The 19,325-nt window shown below is 75.4% G+C and carries 19 protein-coding genes; 12 read left to right on the top strand and 7 right to left on the bottom strand.

Going from position 1 to position 19,325, the window contains the following annotated elements; genetic code table 11:
- The first annotated feature begins 109 nt into the window (after window positions 1-109).
- Window positions 110-409: a DUF4193 domain-containing protein gene (locus GC089_RS10085; protein WP_135973448.1), complete on the top strand. Its 300-nt coding sequence runs from the start codon at window positions 110-112 to the stop codon at window positions 407-409.
- Window positions 410-488: 79 nt separating this feature from the next.
- Here the strand turns inward: GC089_RS10085 and GC089_RS10080 are convergent, their stop codons facing one another.
- Window positions 489-980 (bottom strand): DUF3093 domain-containing protein, encoded by a 492-nt coding sequence (locus GC089_RS10080; protein WP_155377575.1) that lies wholly within the window; start codon window positions 978-980, stop codon window positions 489-491.
- Window positions 981-1,090: 110 nt separating this feature from the next.
- Here GC089_RS10080 and dut point away from each other — a divergent pair, with 110 nt between their 5' ends.
- From dut to GC089_RS10060, 4 genes are all read left to right on the top strand, one after another.
- Entirely contained in the window at window positions 1,091-1,612 is a 522-nt protein-coding gene (gene dut / locus GC089_RS10075; protein WP_155377574.1) for a dUTP diphosphatase, read from the top strand.
- Between the two features lie 88 nt (window positions 1,613-1,700).
- On the top strand, window positions 1,701-2,435 hold the full coding sequence (locus tag GC089_RS10070) for a DUF3710 domain-containing protein (protein ID WP_230684725.1): 735 nt from the start codon (window positions 1,701-1,703) through the stop codon (window positions 2,433-2,435).
- Window positions 2,432-2,800 (top strand): OB-fold nucleic acid binding domain-containing protein, encoded by a 369-nt coding sequence (locus tag GC089_RS10065; RefSeq protein ID WP_155377572.1) that lies wholly within the window; start codon window positions 2,432-2,434, stop codon window positions 2,798-2,800. The genes GC089_RS10070 and GC089_RS10065 overlap by 4 nt, the downstream gene beginning before the upstream one ends.
- A gap of 4 nt (window positions 2,801-2,804) precedes the next feature.
- Window positions 2,805-3,566 carry a DUF3159 domain-containing protein gene (locus GC089_RS10060; protein ID WP_370513984.1) on the top strand — a complete coding sequence of 254 codons (762 nt, stop codon included), beginning with the start codon at window positions 2,805-2,807 and terminating at the stop codon, window positions 3,564-3,566.
- Here the strand turns inward: GC089_RS10060 and GC089_RS10055 are convergent.
- Window positions 3,499-4,173, bottom strand: coding sequence for a TrkA family potassium uptake protein (locus GC089_RS10055; RefSeq protein WP_155377571.1), 675 nt, complete (start codon window positions 4,171-4,173; stop codon window positions 3,499-3,501). The genes GC089_RS10060 and GC089_RS10055 overlap by 68 nt on opposite strands.
- Window positions 4,170-4,820 (bottom strand): TrkA family potassium uptake protein, encoded by a 651-nt coding sequence (locus GC089_RS10050; RefSeq protein ID WP_155379108.1) that lies wholly within the window; start codon window positions 4,818-4,820, stop codon window positions 4,170-4,172. Before GC089_RS10050 ends, GC089_RS10055 begins: the two co-directional genes overlap by 4 nt.
- Window positions 4,821-4,925: 105 nt before the next feature.
- On the opposite strand from GC089_RS10050, the gene GC089_RS10045 reads away from it, so the two are divergent.
- The 5 genes from GC089_RS10045 (at window position 4,926) to GC089_RS10025 (ending at window position 12,018) form a co-directional block, all read left to right on the top strand.
- Entirely contained in the window at window positions 4,926-6,929 is a 2,004-nt protein-coding gene (locus GC089_RS10045) for an APC family permease (protein WP_155377570.1), read from the top strand.
- Window positions 6,919-8,181, top strand: a complete 1,263-nt coding sequence (locus tag GC089_RS10040) for a class I SAM-dependent RNA methyltransferase (RefSeq protein ID WP_155377569.1) — start codon at window positions 6,919-6,921, stop codon at window positions 8,179-8,181. Before GC089_RS10045 ends, GC089_RS10040 begins: the two co-directional genes overlap by 11 nt.
- 90 nt (window positions 8,182-8,271) lie before the next feature.
- Entirely contained in the window at window positions 8,272-8,448 is a 177-nt protein-coding gene (locus GC089_RS10035; RefSeq protein ID WP_155377568.1) for a translation initiation factor 2, read from the top strand.
- A 266-nt stretch (window positions 8,449-8,714) separates the two neighbouring features.
- On the top strand, window positions 8,715-11,522 hold the full coding sequence (locus GC089_RS10030) for an aconitate hydratase (protein ID WP_155377567.1): 2,808 nt from the start codon (window positions 8,715-8,717) through the stop codon (window positions 11,520-11,522).
- A gap of 70 nt (window positions 11,523-11,592) precedes the next feature.
- Window positions 11,593-12,018, top strand: a complete 426-nt coding sequence (locus tag GC089_RS10025; protein WP_155377566.1) for a DUF1801 domain-containing protein — start codon at window positions 11,593-11,595, stop codon at window positions 12,016-12,018.
- A gap of 26 nt (window positions 12,019-12,044) precedes the next feature.
- On the opposite strand, the gene GC089_RS10020 is transcribed toward GC089_RS10025, so the two are convergent.
- From GC089_RS10020 to GC089_RS10005, 4 genes are all read right to left on the bottom strand, one after another.
- Window positions 12,045-12,941: an aminoglycoside phosphotransferase family protein gene (locus GC089_RS10020; RefSeq protein ID WP_230684724.1), complete on the bottom strand. Its 897-nt coding sequence runs from the start codon at window positions 12,939-12,941 to the stop codon at window positions 12,045-12,047.
- The gene (locus tag GC089_RS10015; RefSeq protein ID WP_155379105.1) at window positions 12,938-13,576 is read right to left on the bottom strand and encodes a CoA pyrophosphatase; all 639 of its coding nucleotides are present in this window, start codon (window positions 13,574-13,576) and stop codon (window positions 12,938-12,940) included. The genes GC089_RS10020 and GC089_RS10015 overlap by 4 nt, the downstream gene beginning before the upstream one ends.
- Before the next feature lie 68 nt (window positions 13,577-13,644).
- Complete coding sequence (locus tag GC089_RS10010; protein ID WP_155377565.1) at window positions 13,645-14,370, bottom strand: type 1 glutamine amidotransferase; 726 nt, start codon at window positions 14,368-14,370, stop codon at window positions 13,645-13,647.
- Window positions 14,367-15,824 carry a GuaB1 family IMP dehydrogenase-related protein gene (locus GC089_RS10005; protein WP_155377564.1) on the bottom strand — a complete coding sequence of 486 codons (1,458 nt, stop codon included), beginning with the start codon at window positions 15,822-15,824 and terminating at the stop codon, window positions 14,367-14,369. Before GC089_RS10005 ends, GC089_RS10010 begins: the two co-directional genes overlap by 4 nt.
- A 168-nt stretch (window positions 15,825-15,992) precedes the next feature.
- Here GC089_RS10005 and GC089_RS10000 point away from each other — a divergent pair, with 168 nt between their 5' ends.
- A complete protein-coding gene (locus tag GC089_RS10000; protein ID WP_230684723.1) occupies window positions 15,993-17,192 on the top strand; it encodes a glycosyltransferase family 4 protein in 1,200 nt (399 codons plus the stop codon).
- The gene (locus GC089_RS09995; protein WP_155377563.1) at window positions 17,189-19,297 is read left to right on the top strand and encodes a glycogen debranching N-terminal domain-containing protein; all 2,109 of its coding nucleotides are present in this window, start codon (window positions 17,189-17,191) and stop codon (window positions 19,295-19,297) included. The genes GC089_RS10000 and GC089_RS09995 overlap by 4 nt, the downstream gene beginning before the upstream one ends.
- Window positions 19,298-19,325: the final 28 nt, after the last annotated feature.

Below are 19,325 nucleotides of genomic sequence, written 5' to 3'. Positions count from 1 at the left end.
CCGGTCCGGTGGTGCACAATCCGACCGCGCGGGGGAACAAACCAGGGCTGTGAGGCATTGAGCCCCCGTACCCTGACCCCACGGCAGAAGACGGAGTGTGACGCCGCACATGGCAACCGACTACGACGCCCCGCGCAAGACCGAGGAGGACCTGAGCGAGGACTCGCTCCAGGAGCTCCAGGCCCGGCGCTCCGACAAGAACTCGGGCGTGGTGGACGAGGACGAGACGGAGGCCGCCGAGGGCTTCGAGCTGCCCGGTGCCGATCTGTCCGGCGAGGAGCTCTCCGTCCGCGTCCTTCCCCGCCAGGCCGACGAGTTCACGTGCTCCAAGTGCTTCCTGGTGCACCACCGCAGCCAGCTCGCCTACGAGCGTGACGGCCAGCCCGTCTGCTCGGAGTGCGCCGCCTGACCTGCACCGCACGCACCGACGGCCGGTCACCCCGCACGGGGTGGCCGGCCGTCGTCGTGGACGGGCGCCGCGGCGGCGCTCAGGCCGCCGTGCCGCGCAGGGCCGCCACGAGGTCGTCGGGGCGCCGCGTGGAGACGATCCAGTAGGGCGTCGGGTCCTGCGGGTCGCGGACCTCGACCCGCACGGCCGTCCCGATCCACGCGCGCAGGCACGCGTACGCGCGTGCGTCGAGCGCCGGCCCCATCTCGACCCGCAGCTCCTCACGGGTCAGCGTGCGGGGGTCGGCGAGGAGGCGGACGGGGATGCGGGCCGTGCCGGCGCGCAGCGTGCCGCGCTCGACGTGCACGACCGGTGTGGTCAGCACCGCGACCGCGAGTCCGCCCAGCACCGCGAGGACGGCCACGACGAGCGCGAGCAGGTCGTCGACCGGGAGCAGGGCGACGCCGAGCACCGCGCCGAAGGCGACGACGCCGACCCAGCCGAGCGGTCCGGGCCACAGGCGCTCGCGGAAGGCGGGACGCCCGGCGGACGGCGCGGGCGTGGCGGCGGGGTGCTCGGTCGGTGCGGGCATGGCACCAGGATCCCACCGTCGCCGGGCTGCCGCGGCGGCGGCGCGGCGGTGCGCGCGGGGCCCGGGCAGGGGGGTGGCGCGCTGCCGGGCGCGCGGTAGGGTCGGCCCCCGTGACCGAGACCGCCCGCGACCACGCGGCAGCAGCGGACGCCGGTCCGGCGGGCACCGTCGGCGCGGTTCCGGTGCTGCTGCGCCGGCTGGACCCCGACCTGCCCGTGCCGTCCTACGCGCACCCCGGCGACGCCGGCGCCGACCTCGTCGCACGCGAGGACGTCGTGCTGCCGCCGCAGGGACGGCGCACGGTGCCGACCGGCGTGGCGATCGCGCTGCCGGACGGCTACGCGGCCTTCGTGCACCCCCGCTCGGGCCTGGCGTCCCGGCACGGGGTCACGGTGCTGAACGCACCGGGCACCGTCGACGCGGGGTACCGCGGCGAGATCGCGGTCACGCTGGTCAACACGGACCCCGAGCACGCGGTGGAGCTGCGGCGCGGGGACCGGATCGCGCAGCTCGTCGTGCAGCGGGTCGAGCACGTGGCGTTCGTCGAGGTGGACGACCTGCCGGACTCGGTGCGGGGAGCGGGAGGCTTCGGCTCCAGCGGTGGCTGGGGCTCGCCCGCGCCGTCGCCCTGAGAGACGCCTGAGGGACGAACTACCGTCGTCACCGACGGCGTTGATGATGGACGAGGGCGCGCGGGCGCCGGTCGGAGGAGTGGGGATCGTGGGTCTGTTCCGTCGGGGACCGAAGAAGGACGAGGCGGCCGGCACGGCCGACCTCGCGCAGCCCTCGGAGGTCGCGGAGCCGGACGCGAGCGCGAGCGACGGCGGCGAGCCGGGGGCGGCCCAGGGCGTCGGCCCGTGGGACGCCGGTGACGCCGTGCCCGACGTCCCGCGGGTGGACCTCGGTGCGATCCTGCTGCCCGGCGTGCCGAACATGGAGGTCCGGCTCGAGATCGACAAGGCGACGAACGTCGTGTCGGCCGCCACGGTGCTGCTCGAGGGCTCGTCCCTGCAGGTGCAGGCGTTCGCCGCACCGCGCACCGAGGGCATCTGGGACGAGATCCGCGAGGAGATCGCGCGCTCGGTGACGCAGCAGGGCGGGACGGTCGACGACCTGCCGGGCCCGTTCGGCCGCGAGCTGCTGGCGCGCCTGCCCGTCCGCACGCCGGAGGGCCGCACCGGGCACCGCCCGGCGCGCTTCATCGGGTCGGACGGTCCGCGCTGGTTCCTGCGCGGCGTCCTCACCGGTAAGGCGGCCGTCGAGCCCGACGCGGCCCGTGCGCTCGAGGACCTCTTCGGTCAGATCGTCGTCGTGCGGGGCCAGGACCCGCGGCCCCCGCGCGACCTGCTCGCCCTCAAGCTTCCGGACGGCGCGCCGACGCCGCAGGCCCCGGCCGCGGCGGCCCCGCGCTTCGAGCCCCCGACGCGGGGCCCCGAGATCACGGAGATCGGATGACCCTCAAGGACCGGGTCCGCAAGGCCCTCGCCTCGCAGGCCGAGATCGAGGCCGACGAGGAGCGTGCCGACGCCCTCGCCGTGCCGGGCTGCTGCGCGGTCGACCGGCTGCAGGACCGCACGCGCGCGTCGGTGTCCGGCGTGCTCCGCTCGGTGACCCTGCGTCCCCGCGAGGGCGTGCCGGCGCTCGAGGCCGAGCTGTACGACGGGTCCGGCACGCTCGACCTCGTCTGGCTCGGGCAGCGGCAGATCGCCGGCATCGAGCCGGGGCGGCGCCTGCGCGTCGACGGCCTGGTGTGCCGCGTCGACGGGCGGCGCACGCTGTTCAACCCGCGGTACGAGCTGCGCCCGCGGCCGGGGGAGTGAGGGCGTGGACGAGACCTCGCGGGAGCGCCCCGCGGACGAGCCCGTGCTCGACGCCGTCGACGGCGTGACACCGCCGGAGGACGGCGGCGCGCGCGGCATGCGCGCCATCACCGCGGAGCAGTTCTCCGCGCTCGACGCGGTCGGCGGCGTGCGGGGTGCGGTCGAGGCGGTCGCCCCCGGCCTGCTGTTCGTCGTGGTCTACCTCCTCGCGGGGCAGCGGCTGACGCCGGCGCTCGTGGCGGCGGGCGGGGCCGCGGTGCTCGCGGTGCTGGTCCGGCTCGTGCAGCGCACCCCGCTCACGCAGGCCTTCTCCGGCGTGATCGGGGTCGCGGTGGGCGTCGTGTGGGCCTGGCGCACGGGCGACGCGGGCGACTACTTCGCCTACGGGCTGCTCGTGAACGCCGGGTACCTCGTGGGCACGCTCGTCACGATCCTCGTCGGGTGGCCGCTCGTCGGGCTCGTGGTGGGCCTGTTCCGCAACGACGGTCCGCTGACCGGCGGTCCGTGGTCGGCGGTCGTCGACTGGCGGCGCGACCCGGTGCTGCGCCGCCGCTACGCGCTCGCGACGTGGCCGTGGGTGGGGATGTTCGGTCTGCGCCTCGCCGTGCAGCTGCCCCTGTACTGGGCCGGCGAGGTGGCGTGGCTGGGTACCGCGAAGCTCGCGATGGGTCTGCCCCTGACCGCGCTCGCGCTGTGGCTCAGCTGGATGCTGGTGCGCGGGTCAGCAGACGCTGCAGCGCCTCCTCGTCCGCGTCCCGACCGGTGACGAAGAGCAGCTCGTCGCGCCCCTCGAGCGTGTCGTCCGCGCTCGGCGCGATGGGCCGCGCGTCGCGCACGATGCACGCGAGCACGGTGTCGGCCGGCCAGGCCACCTGACCCACGCGGACGCCGGCCAGCGGGGAGTCCTCGGGCAGCGTGAGCTCGAGGATGTCCGCCTTGGACTGGTGGAACGTGAAGATGCGCACGAGGTCACCGACGGCGACGGCCTCCTCGACCATCGCCGTCATGATCCGGGGCGTCGACACCGCGACGTCCACGCCCCACGCGGCGTCGAACATCCACTCGTTCTTGGGGTTGTTCACGCGCGCGACCGTGCGCGGGACGCCGAACTCGGTCTTGGCGAGCAGCGAGATGACGAGGTTCGCCTTGTCGTCGCCGGTCGCGGCCACCATCACGTCGCACTCGTCGGCGCGGACCTCGCGCAGCGTGGGCAGCTCGCACGCGTCGGCGAGGAGCCAGTCGGCCTCGGCGACCTGGGCGACCCGCATCGCGGACGGCTGTCGGTCCACCAGCGTGACCTCGTGCCCGGCCGCGAGCAGCTCCCGGGCGATGGACCGGCCGACCGAGCCGGCGCCCGCGATGACGACCCTCACGGCGTCACCGCCGGGGGAGCGGTGAGCACGCGCTCGACGGCGGGCGCGTCGTCGGCGCGCAGCAGCATGTGCACGGTGTCGTTCTCCTGGAGCACGGTCGCGGCGGTCGGCAGCACGCCGTCGCCGTAGCGGGTGAGGTAGGCGACGCGGGCGCCGGACGCGTCCTCGAGCGCGCGCACGGGCAGGCCCACCCACCCGGCGTGCACGTCGACCTGGGAGAGCTGGATCTGCCCCGAGGCGTCCCGGTACTCGTCGGTGGTGCCCATCGGCAGCATGCGGCGCAGCACCTGGTCCGCGGTCCACCGGACCGTGGCGACGGTGGGGATGCCGAGGCGCTGGTAGATCTCCGCGCGGTGCGGGTCGTAGATGCGTGCGACCACGTTCTGCACCCCGAACGTCTCGCGCACGACGCGCGCGGCGAGGATGTTGGAGTTGTCGCCGTCGGAGACGGCGGCGAACGCGTACGCGTCGTCGATGCCGGCGGTGCGCAGGGTGTCGCGGTCGAAGCCGAGGCCGGTCACCTTGTTGCCGGTGAAGTCCGCGTCGAGGCGGCGGAACGCGTCGGGGAACTGGTCGATGACGGCCACGGAGTGCCCGCGGGACTCCAGGGACTGCGCCAGGGTGGCCCCCACGCGGCCGCAGCCCATGATGACGAAGTGCACAGCCGGTCACGGTATACCCGCCCGCCCCCGCGCACCCCCTCGGGGCGCGGGTCGTGTACGGAACCCCGGCGGGGCATACGATCGCTGACCGTGTCGGACCTCGCTGACGCCGCGAAGCGGCTGCTGCTCGGCCGCCCGGTCCGCAGCGACCGGCTCGGCCACACGCTCCTGCCCAAGCGCATCGCGCTGCCCGTGTTCGCCTCCGACGCGCTGTCGTCCGTCGCGTACGCACCGGACGAGATCCTCCTGACCCTCTCGATCGCCGGGCTCGCCGCGCTGACGATCTCGCCGTGGGTCGGCCTCGGCGTCGTGCTCGTCATGGTGACGGTGGTCGCCTCGTACCGGCAGAACGTGCACGCGTACCCGTCGGGCGGCGGGGACTACGAGGTCGCGTCGGTGAACCTCGGGCCGAAGGCCGGCGTGACGGTCGCGAGCGCGCTGCTCGTGGACTACGTGCTCACGGTCGCGGTGTCGATCTCCTCGGGCGCCCAGTACGCGGCCACGGCCATCCCGGCGCTGCGTGGGCACGAGACGGCGTTCGCGGTCGCGCTCGTCGTGGTGCTCACGCTCGTGAACCTGCGCGGTGTGAAGGAGTCGGGCTCGGCGTTCGCGGTCCCCGTCTACCTGTTCATGTTCGCCATGGGCTCCCTCGCCGTCGTCGGGGCGTTCCGCTACTTCACCGGCACGCTGCCCCCGGCGGAGAGCGCGGGCCTCGAGCTGACCGCCGAGGCCGGGTTCGACCAGGGGCTCATGGGCCTGGCCGGCGGGTTCCTCGTGCTGCGCGCGTTCGCGTCGGGCTGCGCGGCCCTGACGGGCGTCGAGGCGATCAGCAACGGCGTGCCCGCGTTCCGCAAGCCGAAGTCGCGCAACGCCGCGACGACGCTCCTGCTGCTCGGCTCGATCTCGATCGCGATGATCATGTCGATCCTGCTGCTCGCGCAGGCGACGGGCGTGCGGTTCGCCGAGTCGCCGGCGGAGCAGCTGCTGCGCGACGGGGTGCCCGTGGGCGAGGACTACGTCCAGGACCCCGTGATCAGCCAGCTCGCCCACTCGGTGTTCGACGGCGCCGACGTGCTGTTCGTGCTCGTCGCGGTCGTCACCGGGCTCATCCTGGTCCTCGCGGCGAACACGGCGTTCAACGGCTTCCCCGTGCTCGGCTCGATCCTCGCGCGCGACGGGTACCTGCCGCGTCAGCTGCACACACGCGGGGACCGGCTCGCGTTCTCCAACGGCATCGTGACGCTGGCCACGGCCGCCGCCGTGCTCATCTGGGCCTTCGACGCGCAGGTCACGCGCCTGATCCAGCTGTACATCGTGGGCGTGTTCGTGTCGTTCACGCTGTCGCAGCTCGGCATGGTGCGGCACTGGACGCGTGCGCTGCGCACCGAGGTCGAGCCGCGGGCCCGCGCCCGGATGGTCCGCTCGCGCGCCATCAACACCGTCGGTCTCGGCATGACGGGGACCGTGCTCGTCATCGTCCTGGCCACCAAGTTCCTGCTCGGCGCGTGGATCGCGATCCTCGCGATGCTGGTGGTGTTCGTCGCGATGCAGGGCGTGCACCGGCACTACCAGCACGTGCGCGCGGAGCTCGCGCTGGGTGACGACGCGGAGGCGGCCCGCGCGCTGCCCAGCCGCGTGCACGCGGTCGTCCTGGTCTCGCACCTGCACCGGCCGACGATGCGGGCGCTGGCGTACGCCCGCGCGTCGCGGCCGCAGGTGCTCGAGGCCGTGACGGTCGGTGTCGACCCCGAGGACGTCGCCGCCCTGCGTGCGCAGTGGGAGGCGGCGGACCTGCCCGTGCCGCTCAAGGTGCTCGACTCGCCGTTCCGCGAGATCACGCGGCCCGTGCTGACGTACGTGCGCTCGATCCGCCGCGACAGCCCCCGCGACCTCGTGGTCGTCTACATCCCGGAGTACGTCGTGGGGCACTGGTGGGAGCAGCTCCTGCACAACCAGAGCGCGCTGCGGCTCAAGAGCCGCCTGCTGTTCACCCCGGGCGTCGTCGTCGCGTCGGTGCCGTGGCAGCTGGCGTCCAGCGAGGGCCAGACGGGCCTGGAGGAGACCGTGCGAGGACCGGTGAAGCGTGTCATCTGAGAGCACGGAGGCGCTCGGCGACGTCGTCGAGCTGGAGGTCGGGCCGGTCGCCCACGGCGGCCACTGCGTGGCCCGCCACGAGGGACGCGTCGTGTTCGTGCGGCACACGCTGCCGGGCGAGCGGGTGCGCGCCCGGCTGACCGACGCGGGGGAGACGGCGAAGTTCTGGCGGGCGGACGCGGTCGAGGTGCTCGACGCCTCGCCCGACCGCGTCCCGCACGTCTGGCCCGCCGCGGGGCCGGGCGGCGTCGGCGGAGGCGAGCTGGGCCACGTGGCGCTGCCGGCCCAGCGCGCCTGGAAGGAGGCCGTGCTGGCCGAGCAGCTGCGCCGGCTCGCGCGGCTCGACCTGGCGCCGCCGGTGCTCGCCGCCCCGGGCGACGACGAGCGCGGCGGCCTCGGGTGGCGCACCCGCATCGACCTCGTCGCGGACCGCGCCGGCCGGGCGGGCATGCACCGGCACCGCTCGCACGACGTCGTCCCGCTCGACGCGATGCCGCTCGCCACGCCCGAGGTCGCCGCGCTCGGCCTCTTCGAGCGCCGGTGGCCCGCGGGGTCGCGCGTCGAGGCGGTGGCGCCCGCCGACGGATCGCCCCCGCTCGTGCTCGTCGACGGCACGCCGTTCGACCGGGGGCGCGGACGGCCGGACCCGCGGCCGAACGCGCGGACGGCGGTGCGCGAGAGCGTGGAGGTGGACGGGCGCCGCCACGAGTACCGCGTGGCGGGCGCCGGCTTCTGGCAGGTGCACCGCGAGGCCCCGGCGGTCCTGGTGCGGGAGGTGCTGCGCGGCGTGGGCGACGTCGCGGGCGCGACCGTGCTCGACCTGTACGCGGGGGCCGGGCTGTTCTCGCTCCCGCTCGCGGACGCGGTCGGAGCGGACGGCCGCGTCGTCAGCGTCGAGGGGGACGCGCGGGCGGTGCGGGACGCGCGCCGCAACGCGCACGACCGGCCGCAGGTCGAGCTGCACGCGGGCGACGTCGCCGACGCGCTGCGCGGCCGGGGCGGACCGCCCGTCGCCGCGCACGCCGACGTCGTCGTCCTCGACCCGCCGCGGACGGGCGCCGGACGCCGCGTCGTGGACGCCCTGGCCGCGCTGCGCCCCGAGCGCGTCGTCTACGTGGCCTGCGACCCGGCGGCGCTCGCGCGGGACGTCGCGCTGCTCGGGGAGCACGGCTGGACCGGCCTGGAGATCACGGGGTTCGACCTGTTCCCGCACACGCACCACCTCGAGACGGTCGCGGTCCTCCGCCGCTGAGCGGACGCCGCGCGCCGGTGCGGCGGCACGCCTACCGTGGGCCTGACGGCCCGCGGACGGGTCGGGCCGCGCACGACGGGAGGTGGGATCGTGACCGAGTCGCAGGACGCCCAGCGCCGGCTCGCCGAGGCCAGCCGCATCGCGAGGCGCGAGCTGGACAAGCAGGGCACGCCCGACTACGACCACCGGGCGCACGAGCGCGCGGTCGAGGCCGAGCGCAAGGCCGCCGAGGCGGCGCGCGCCGCCCGCGGTGCGCAGACGCGCTGAGGGGCGTCGCGCCGGTGCGCGACCACCGGAGGGGTGGCCCGCGGGCCGGGCCGCCCCTCGTCCCGTGCCGGGCGCGTCGTGCGTGCACCGGCCCCCGCTGAGCGGGTAGGGTGTATCTCGACATCAAGATATCTACGACGGGCGCCGCTGCCGGTGGCAGCGACCGCGCGTCACGAGGTCGCGCGCGCCGGTCCTAGGCTGGGCCGCGGCCGCCCCCGCCGGGCCCCCCAGACGTCGCCCGGCCACTCGCCAGCGAAGGAGCCCACGTGAGCAGCGTCGACAGCTTCGGATCGAAGGGAACGCTCGAGGTCGGTGACGACTCGTACGAGATCTTCCGACTCTCCGCGGTCCCCGGTGTGGAGCGGCTGCCGTACAGCCTGAAGATCCTCGCCGAGAACCTCCTGCGCACGGAGGACGGCGCGAACATCACCGCGGACCACGTCCGCGCGCTCGCCGGGTGGGACCCGCAGGCGCAGCCCGACACCGAGATCCAGTTCACGCCGGCGCGCGTGATCATGCAGGACTTCACGGGCGTGCCGTGCGTCGTCGACCTCGCGACGATGCGCGAGGCGGTCGCGGACCTCGGCGGCGACCCGTCCCGCATCAACCCGCTCGCCCCGGCCGAGCTCGTCATCGACCACTCGGTGCAGATCGACGTGGCTGGCCGCCGCGACGCGTTCGAGCGCAACGTCGAGCTCGAGTACGAGCGCAACCGTGAGCGCTACCAGTTCCTGCGCTGGGGCCAGACCGCGTTCGACGACTTCAAGGTCGTCCCGCCGGGCACCGGCATCGTGCACCAGGTCAACATCGAGTACCTCGCCCGTGGCGTCATGGTCCGCGACGGCCGCGCGTACCCCGACACGTGCGTCGGCACCGACTCGCACACGACGATGGTCAACGGCCTCGGCGTGCTCGGCTGGGGCGTCGGCGGCATCGAGGCCGAGGCGGCCATGCTCGGCCAGCCGGTGTCGATGCTCATCCCGCGCGTCGTCGGCTTCAAGCTCACGGGCTCGATCCCGGCCGGCGTGACGGCCACGGACGTCGTCCTGACCATCACCCAGATGCTGCGTCAGCACGGCGTGGTCGGGAAGTTCGTCGAGTTCTACGGCGAGGGCGTCGCGTCCGTGCCGCTCGCCAACCGGGCCACCATCGGCAACATGAGCCCCGAGTTCGGCTCCACGGCGGCGATCTTCCCGATCGACGGCGTGACCATGGACTACCTGCGCCTGACCGGCCGGTCCGAGCAGCAGCTCGCGCTCGTCGAGGCGTACGCCAAGGAGCAGGGCCTCTGGCACGACCCGAGCGCGGCCGGCTACGTCGAGCCCGTGTTCTCCGAGTACCTCGAGCTCGACCTGTCGACGGTCGTCCCGTCGATCGCCGGCCCGAAGCGTCCGCAGGACCGCATCGAGCTGTCGGCGGCGAAGGAGTCGTTCGCGACGTCGATCCTCGACTACGTCGACCCGCACGAGGCCGCCTCCTTCACGGGCCTGGACGAGTCGGTCGTCGAGACCTTCCCCGCGTCCGACCCGATCGCCGCGGGCGAGCACGCGGACGGCTCGGACAAGCCGGCGCGCGTCGAGGGCGGCGACGCCGCGCGTCGTCCGCACAAGCGCGTCCCCGTCACGCTCGCGGACGGCACGCAGACCGAGCTCGACCACGGCCACGTGGTCATCGCGTCGATCACGAGCTGCACCAACACGTCGAACCCGTCGGTCATGCTCGCGGCCGCGCTGCTCGCCCGGAACGCCGTCGAGAAGGGCCTCACGGCCAAGCCGTGGGTCAAGACGTCGATGGCGCCGGGCTCGCAGGTCGTGACGAACTACTACGAGAAGGCGGGCCTGTGGCCGGCCCTCGAGAAGCTCGGCTTCCACCTGGTGGGCTACGGCTGCGCGACGTGCATCGGCAACTCGGGCCCGCTGTCGGACGAGATCTCCGCCGCGGTGAACGAGCACGACCTCTCGGTCGTCTCGGTGCTCTCGGGCAACCGCAACTTCGAGGGGCGCATCAACCCCGACGTGAAGATGAACTACCTCGCGTCGCCCCCGCTCGTCATCGCGTACGCGCTGGCCGGGACGATGGACTTCGACTTCGCGAACGAGCCCCTCGGCCACACCGAGGCCGGCGAGCCGGTGTTCCTCGAGGACATCTGGCCCTCCCCGGAGCAGGTGCAGGCGACGATCGACGCGTCGATCGACCGCCAGATGTTCGAGTCGGACTACGCCGACGTGTTCGCGGGCGACGAGCGGTGGCGCTCGCTGCCGACGCCCGAGGGCGACACGTTCGCCTGGGACGCGGAGTCGACCTACGTCCGCAAGCCCCCGTACTTCGAGGGCATGGGCGCCCAGCCGGAGCCCGTCACGGACATCACCGGCGCGCGCGTGCTCGCCAAGCTCGGCGACTCGGTGACGACCGACCACATCAGCCCCGCGGGCTCCATCAAGGCCGACTCCCCGGCCGGGAAGTACCTCGCGGAGCACGGCGTCGAGCGTCGCGACTTCAACTCCTACGGCTCGCGCCGCGGGAACCACGAGGTCATGATCCGCGGCACGTTCGCGAACATCCGCCTGCGCAACCAGCTGGTGCCGGGCGTCGAGGGCGGCTTCACGGTCAACCACCTCACGGGCGAGCAGACGACGATCTACGACGCGTCGGTCGCCTACCAGGAGGCGGGCGTGCCGCTCGTCGTCCTCGGCGGCAAGGAGTACGGCTCCGGCTCGTCCCGCGACTGGGCGGCCAAGGGCACGCGCCTGCTCGGCGTGCGCGCCGTCATCACGGAGTCGTTCGAGCGCATCCACCGCTCCAACCTCATCGGGATGGGCGTCCTGCCCCTGCAGTTCCCCGAGGGCGAGACGGCCGACTCGCTCGGCCTGGACGGCACGGAGACGTTCGACATCGCCGGCGTCACCGCGCTCAACGAGGGCACGACGCCGCGCACGGTGAAGGTCACCGCGACGAAGGCCGACGGCTCGGTCGTCGAGTTCGACGCGGTCGTGCGCATCGACACCCCCGGCGAGGCGGACTACTACCGCAACGGCGGCATCCTGCAGTACGTGCTGCGCTCGCTCGTCGGCTGACGAGCACACGGCGGACGGCCCGCCGGCACCCGGACCCCCGGGCGCCGGCGGGCCGTGCCATGATCGGGTGATGGCCGACGCCACCCCCAGGACGGTCGAGGACGACGGCGACGTCGCGGCGTTCCTCGCCTCGGTGCAGGACGTCCGCCGCCGCGAGGAGGCGCGCAGGCTCCTCGCCCTGCACGAGCGTGCGACGGGGCAGCCCGCCCGCATGTGGGGCGGCTCGATCGTGGGGTTCGGCCGGTACCACTACCGGTACGCGTCGGGACGCGAGGGCGACGCCGCGGCCGCCGGCTTCTCGCCCCGCACGGCCAGCTCGACCGTCTACTTCCCGCTCGGCCTCGACGGCCTCGAGGACGACCTCGCCCGGCTCGGGCCGCACACGACGAGCGTGTCGTGCCTGTACCTCAAGCGGCTCGACGCCGTCGACCTCGCCGTGCTCGCGGCCATGGTCCGCCGGTCGTACGCGCGCGTCGTCGCGCACGTCTGGGGCTGAGGCCCACCGCGCGTCCGGCTCGCCTGTCAGCGCCCGTCCGAGGCGATCTGCACCGCCGCGTGCCGGCCGACCGCGGCCATGAGCGGGTACTCCTCGGGGTGGGCGAGCAGGACGGGGACCAGGGCCGCGGCCCAGGCGCGGGCACGGACCCACGTCGCGTCGTCCCACCCGCGCAGGGCGGTGGTGCGCGCACGGAACGCCGCGCGCCCGTCGGCGTCGAACGTGAGCCACGCCGTCGCGAGGTCGGACGCGGGGTCGCCCGCGGTGAGGTCGCCGAAGTCGATCAGCCCGGCCAGGTGGCCGTCCCGGCTGACGAGGTTGCCGGGGTGCGGGTCGCCGTGCAGCCACACGGCGGCGCCCCGCCAGGCCGGTGCGGCGAGGCCCGCGGTCCACGCGCTGCGCAGGGCGGTGCCGTGCGGCAGGTCGCTCCCGAGCCGGTCGGCGACGACCGCGTCGCGCTCGGCGAGCGGCACGCCGCGGTAGGGGTTCGGCGGCGCACCGGGCGGTGCCGGGACGTGCAGCGCCGCGAGGGCGTCCGCGAGCTCGGTGGCCCAGGCGGTCCGCGCCGCGACCTCGGTGGCGGCGACGACCTCGCCCGGCAGCCACGGCACGACGCTCCACGCCCACGGGTAGCGGGGGCCGGGGTGCCCCGCACGCACCGGAGTGGGCACGGGTACGGGCAGGTGCGGGGCCAGCACCGGCAGCCACGTCTGCTCCCGCTCCACGAGCGCCGACGACATCGCGCGGACCGGGAACCGCAGCGCCAGGTCGGCGCCGAGGCGCCAGGTGATGTTGTCCCACCCGTTCGTGCGGCCGTGCAGCGGCAGGTCGGCGAGGTCCGGGTGCTGCTCCGTCAGCAGCGCCCGCGCGAGGGCGGCGTCGACGTCGTGCTCGATCATCGGGTGGGTCGGCGGCGGGGTCACGGGGTCACGGTACGGCGGTCGTCCCACGGCCGGGTCCAGCCGAGCGCGTCGAAGATCCCCGAGAGCACGATGGCGGTGAACCCCCACACGAGCACGCCGCCGTCGAGCTCGAACGCGGGCGTCCGGCTGCGGCCGCGGGGGACGGGGTGGACCACGACGGCGCGCCGCGCGGGGTCGAGCAGGTCCGCGACGGGTGCGCGGAACACGTCGACCGCCTCGCGGTGGTCCACCGCGGCGACGCGGGACGGTCGCGTCCACCAGGCCACGACCGGGGTGACGACGTTGCTGCTGACGGGCAGCGGGATCTCCGCCAGCTCGCCGAGCACGTCGACGCCGTCCGGGTCCAGGCCCGTCTCCTCGACCGCCTCCCGCAGGGCCGCGCCCGTGGGGCCGTCGTCGCCCGGGTCGATGCCGCCCCCGGGGAACGCGACCTGGCCGGGGTGGTGCCCGAGCGTGGCCGCGCGGCGCTGCAGCAGCACGTCCAGGTCGTCCGGCACGTGCCCGTGGCCGTGCTCGTGCGCGGGGACGGAGTCGAGGACGCCGAACAGCACCAGCACCGCGGCGCGCCGGACGCGCGCGGGGTCCATGCGCAGACCGGTCGGGTCGCCGGGCCACCGCACGCCCGTCCGGACCATCCGGAGCAGCTCGTCCCGCGGCCCCGACGACCCGGCGGCGGGACCGGTGCTGTCGCGGCCGGTCGCGGTCACGCGCGCGCCCGCACCCGGTCGGCGAACGCGCCGAACGCCTTCTCCGCGGCGGGGACCAGACCGGGCAGGTGCCGTTCGCCGCCGGTCCGGATCGCCTCCACCTCGTCCTCGTCGAGATCGGCCGTCATGTCGGGCGTCGCCAGCCAGAGGTCCAGCATCGTGGCGTCCAGCTCGGGGTGGAACTGCAGCCCGACCGCGCTGCCCGCGCGGAACGCCTGCACCTCGGTCACGGCCGACGACGCGAGCAGCGTCGCGCCCGGCGGCAGGTCGACCTCGTCCGAGTGCCAGTGCAGCACCGTCGGGGACGAGCCCACCGCGCCGAGCGCCCCGACCACGGGGTCGTCCGCGACGACGTCGACCGGTGCGAACCCGACCTCGCGCGCGGTGCGCCGGTGCAGGGCCGCCCCGAGCGCGAGGGCCAGCAGCTGCGCGCCGAGGCACACCCCGAGCACCGGCACGTCGGCGTCGACCGCCGCACGCAGCAGCGCCCGCTCCGCGGCCAGGCCCGGGTGGCCGGCGACGTCGTCCGCGTCCATCGCCCCGCCCATGACGACGAGCCCCGCCAGGTCCTGCACCGCCGGCAGCCGTGGCTCCGCCTGGTGCAGCACCGTGCGGACCGTGCACGGCGTCGCGGCCAGCGCGCGGCCGATCAGCCCGGGTCCCTCGTGCGGCGCGTGCGTCAGCACGAGGACGGGACGCGGTGCGGCGCCCGGCCCCGTCACCAGCCGTCCGGCAGCGGCCGACCCTCGTCGTAGCCGGCGGCGGACTGGATGCCCACCACGGCGCGCTCGTGCAGCTCCTCGAGGGTGGTCGCGCCGACGTACGTCGCGGCCGAGCGCACGCCCGCCGTGATGTGGTCGACGAGGTCCTCCACGCCGGGGCGGCGCGGGTCGAGGTACATGCGCGAGGACGAGATGCCCTCCTCGTACAGCGCCTTGCGGGCGCGCTCGAACGCCGACCCGCCGCGCGTGCGCGCGGCGACGGCCCGCGCGGACGCCATGCCGAAGCTCTCCTTGTAGAGGCGGCCCTGGCCGTCGGTGTGCATGTCGCCCGGGGACTCGTGCGTCCCGGCGAACCAGGAGCCGATCATCACCTGGGACGCACCGGCGGCGAGCGCGAGCGCGACGTCGCGGGGGTGCCGGACGCCGCCGTCGGCCCAGACGTGCCGGCCGAGCCGACGCGCCTCCGCCGCGCACTCGAGCACCGCGGAGAACTGCGGACGGCCGACCGCCGTCATCATGCGCGTCGTGCACATCGCGCCCGGACCCACGCCGACCTTCACGATGTCGGCGCCGGCCTCGACGAGGTCGCGCACGCCCGCCGCGGTGACGACGTTGCCGGCGACCACCGGCACGTGCGGGTCGACCGAGCGGACCGCGGCCAGCGCGTCGAGCATCTTGCGCTGGTGGCCGTGCGCCGTGTCGACGACGAGGGTGTCGATGCCGGCCTCGAGCAGCTCCGCCGCCTTGGCCTTGACGTCGCCGTTGATGCCGACCGCCGCGGCGATGCGCAGCCGCCCCTCGGCGTCGAGCGCCGGGGTGTAGATGGACGAGCGCAGCGCGCCGACGCGCGTGAGCACGCCGACGAGGCGGCCGTCGCGCACGACGGGGGAGAAGCGGCGCCGCTCGTGGTGGAGCCGCTCGAACGCCTCCTCGAGCCCGCGCGTGCCGTGCTCCTCGACGACCGAGAGCTCGATCGTCGTGGGGTCCGGCGTCATGACCTGGTCGACCTGCGTGAACAGGTCGACGCCGCGGCAGTCCGCCTCGGTGACGACGCCGACCGGGCGCCGCTCCGCGTCCACCACGACCGCCGCGCCGTGCGCGCGCTTGGCGATGAGGGAGAGCGCCGTGTGGACGGTGTCGTGCGGGTCGACGACGGTCGCGGTCTCGACGACCGGGTGCCGCTCCTTGACGCTCGCCACGACGGTCGCGACGACGTCGGTGGGCGTGTCCTGCGGCAGGACCGCGATGCCGCCCCGGCGGGCGATCGTCTCGGCCATGCGGCGGCCGGCCACGGCGGTCATGTTGGCGACGACGAGCGGGATCGTCGTCCCGGTGCCGTCGACGGACGTGAGGTCGACGTCGAAGCGGGAGGTGACCTCCGAGCGGGACGGGACGAGGAAAACGTCGCCGTAGGTGAGGTCCGAGGTGGGCGTGTGGCCCGGGAGGAAGCGCATGAGGATCCCCTTTCCGACTCATGCTACCTGCTCGCCGTCGCGACCACGGGGGACGTGCTGGCACTCGCGCCCCGAGAGTGCTAAGAGAAGTGCGGGCGCCCACGGCGCCCCCAGGACCGGGCAGGTGGTCAGCTGCCCCTCGGACACGTCGTAGGAGGACGACACCCCATGACTGTCGTGGAGCTCGCGTCGGCGCCGAGCGCGCCGCAGGTCCCCACGTCCGCACCGCTGCGCGTCGCGATGGTCGCACCGCCGTGGTTCGAGCTGCCGCCCGCCGGCTACGGCGGCATCGAGTCGGTGGTCGCCGACCTCGTCGACCAGCTCGTCGCCCGCGGGCACGACGTCACGCTCGTCGGCGCCGGCCGGCACCGCACCGCCGCGCAGCGCTTCGTCCAGGTCTTCCCCGAGCCGCCGTCGGACCGGCTCGGCACCCCCGCACCCGAGGTCATCCACGCCGCCGCCGCGGCGGAGGCGCTCGACGGCCTCGACGTCGACCTCGTCCACGACCACACCCTGGCGGGCCCGCTGCTCGCGCGCGGCCGCGCCGTGCCGACCGTCGTGACGATGCACGGCCCCGTGACCGGCGAGCAGGGGGACTACCACCGCCGGCTCGGCCGGACGGTCGACCTCGTCGCGATCTCCGACGCCCAGCGCCGCCTGAACCCGGACCTGCACTGGGTGGGCCGCGTGCACAACGCGGTCGACGTCGCGTCCTTCCCCTACCGGGAGGACAAGGACGACTACGTGCTGTGGCTGGGCCGGTTCAACCCGGACAAGGGCCCGGACCTGGCGATCGACGCCGCGCGCGCGGCCGGCCGTCGCATCGTCCTCGCGGGCAAGCGGAACGAGCCGGGGGAGCGGGCGTTCTTCGACGACCGGATCGCGCCCCGCCTCGGACCCGGCGTCGAGTACGTCGGGGAGGCGGACGCCGCGCTCAAGCGCGAGCTGCTGGCCGGTGCGCGCGCGCTGGTCTTCCCCGTCTGCTGGGAGGAGCCCTTCGGCATGGTGATGATCGAGGCGATGGCGTGCGGGACGCCCGTCGTCGCGCTGCGCCGGGGCGCCGTCCCGGAGGTCGTCACGCACGGCGAGACCGGGGTGCTGCTCGACGACCCGGCCCACCTGCCCGCCGCCGTGCTGTCCGCCGACGACCTCGACCCGGCCGCGTGCCGACGCCGCGCCTTCGAGCACTTCGACCTGCCGGTCATGGCGGCGGGCTACGAGGCCGTCTACCGCGCCGCGGTCGCGCGGGCGGACGACGGCCGCACGGGCACCGCGCGGCGCCACCGCGGTCGCTCCGCCGCCCGTCCCCACCGCACCGCGCGCGCCGCCGCGGCGCGCGCGGGCCTCGGTCAGGAGGTGGGCGCGTGAGCGTCGTCCCCGTGGCCGCGACGACCGCGGCCGTCGACCAGCACGCGGCCGTGCCCGCCCGCGACGAGGTCACGCTCGTCGAGGGGGCGTCGTTCTGCGTGAGCGACCGGGCCGGCGACATCGAGCCGGACCGTCCGCAGGGGGTGTTCTACCGGGACACGCGCATCGTCTCGTCGTGGCGCCTGCTCGTCGACGACGAGCCGGTCCAGGCGCTCGCGGTGGTCCCCGGGGAGCCGTTCGGTGCGCGCTTCCTCACCCGCGCGGCGGCGCGTCCGGGCCAGGACGACGGCACGCTCGTCGTCGAGCGGCGCCGGCTCGTCGCGGACGGGATGCGCGAGGACCTGCTCGTCACGAACCACGGCACGGAGCCGGCCGGTCTGACGGTCCAGCTGCTCGTCGACGCCGACTTCGCCGACCTGTTCGACGTCAAGGACGGCCGGCCGGGGCGGCGCGGGGCGGTGCGGCGCCGGCACGACGGGGACGCCGTGACGCTCGAGGCGGGGCACGGCTCGCGCCGCCGCGGCGTGCGGGTGCACGGCCACGGCGCCCAGGCGCACCCGGGCGCGCTGTGGTGGCGCGTCGTCGTCCCGCCGCACGGCACGTGGCGGACGACCGTCGAGGTCCTGCCCTCCACGGACGAGGGCGAGGTCGACGCCTCGTTCCCCATCGACCGTCCCGTCGAGCAGTCGACCCCCTCGCGCCGCATGCGGGACTGGCGGCGCGCGCGGCCGGAGGTGCGCTGCGCCGACCCGCGCCTGCGCGAGGCGGTGCGCCGGTCGCTGCTCGACCTCGGCGCGCTGCGGATCTCCGACCCCGTCCTGCCCGGGGCCGACGTCGTCGCGGCCGGTGCGCCGTGGTTCATGGCGCTGTTCGGGCGCGACTCCCTGCTCACGAGCGCGCTCGCGCTGCCGTTCGACCCCGACCTCGCCGTCGGCACCCTGCAGACGCTCGCCGCCCACCAGGGCCGGCGCCTCGACCCGCTGAGCGAGGAGGAGCCGGGGCGCATCCTGCACGAGGTGCGCCGCGGGGACGAGCAGCGCGCGCTCGGCGGCAGCGCGGTCTACTACGGCTCGGTGGACGCGACGCCGCTGTTCGTCGTCGTGCTCGACCTGGCGGCCCGCTGGGGCGTGCCGCTCGAGGACGTCCGCGCGCTGCTGCCGGCCGCCGACGCCGCGCTGGAGTGGGTCGAGCGGTACGGGGACCGCGACGGCGACGGCTTCGTGGAGTACCAGCGCTCGACCGACCGCGGCCTGCTGCACCAGGGCTGGAAGGACTCGCACGACGCGATCTCGTTCGCCGACGGCCGGCCGGCGACGGGTCCGGTCGCGCTGGTCGAGGTGCAGGCCTACGTGCACGGCGCCTACCGGGCGCGGGCGCACCTGGCGTCGGTGCTCGGCGACGAGTCGGGTGCCCGCGCCTGGGAGCGGAAGGCCGAGCGGCTGCGGGACGCGGTGGACGAGGCGTTCTGGCTGCCGGACCGCGGGTACTACGCGCTCGCGCTCGACGGTCGCAAGGAGCGGGTCGACGCGCTCGCCTCCAACCAGGGGCACTGCCTGTGGACCGGGCTGGCCACGGGCGACCGGGCGGCCCAGGTCGCGGAGCACCTGCTCGGCCCGGCCCTGTTCACCGGCTGGGGCGTGCGCACGCTGGCGACCACGGCGGGGCGGTACAACCCGGTGAGCTACCACAACGGGTCGGTGTGGCCGCACGACAACGCGCTCGTCCTCGCGGGTCTCGTGCGCGCCGGCCTGACGGACCACGCGCACCGGCTCGCCGAGGGCCTGCTCGACGCGGCCGCCGCGTTCGGGGGACGGCTGCCGGAGCTGTTCTGCGGGTTCGACCGCGGTGACGTCCCGGTCCCGGTGCCGTACCCGACGTCGTGCTCGCCGCAGGCCTGGGCCGCCGCGAGCCCGCTCGGCCTGCTGACCGCGCTGCTGCGCCTGGACCCGTGCGTGCCGCACGGACGGCGCACCGCGGACCCCGCGCTGCCCGCCGCGTGGGGGCCGGTCGAGGTGCGCGGCCTGCCGCTCGGCGACGACCGGTGGGACGTGCGCGACGGGGACGTCGCCGAGCAGGGGGCCTGCGGCGGGCTGCTGACCGCCTGACGAGGTCCGGGCCCGCGGCGGGCGCGGC

Source organism: Cellulomonas sp. JZ18 (assembly GCF_009720485.1).
Taxonomy (GTDB): domain Bacteria; phylum Actinomycetota; class Actinomycetes; order Actinomycetales; family Cellulomonadaceae; genus Cellulomonas.
This window is presented reverse-complemented; position numbering and strand designations above follow the sequence as displayed.

Excerpts from the sequence above, each read along its gene's own strand:
- GC089_RS10015 (WP_155379105.1), bottom strand. The coding sequence starts at position 13,576 with ATGGTCCGGACGGGCGTGCGGTGGCCCGGCGACCCGACCGGTCTGCGC.
- GC089_RS10005 (WP_155377564.1), bottom strand. The coding sequence starts at position 15,824 with ATGCGCTTCCTCCCGGGCCACACGCCCACCTCGGACCTCACCTACGGC.
- GC089_RS10085 (WP_135973448.1), top strand. The coding sequence starts at position 110 with ATGGCAACCGACTACGACGCCCCGCGCAAGACCGAGGAGGACCTGAGC.
- GC089_RS10065 (WP_155377572.1), top strand. The coding sequence starts at position 2,432 with ATGACCCTCAAGGACCGGGTCCGCAAGGCCCTCGCCTCGCAGGCCGAG.
- GC089_RS10000 (WP_230684723.1), top strand. The coding sequence starts at position 15,993 with ATGACTGTCGTGGAGCTCGCGTCGGCGCCGAGCGCGCCGCAGGTCCCC.
- GC089_RS10025 (WP_155377566.1), top strand. The coding sequence starts at position 11,593 with ATGGCCGACGCCACCCCCAGGACGGTCGAGGACGACGGCGACGTCGCG.
- GC089_RS10050 (WP_155379108.1), bottom strand. The coding sequence starts at position 4,820 with ATGGGCTGCGGCCGCGTGGGGGCCACCCTGGCGCAGTCCCTGGAGTCC.
- GC089_RS10080 (WP_155377575.1), bottom strand. The coding sequence starts at position 980 with ATGCCCGCACCGACCGAGCACCCCGCCGCCACGCCCGCGCCGTCCGCC.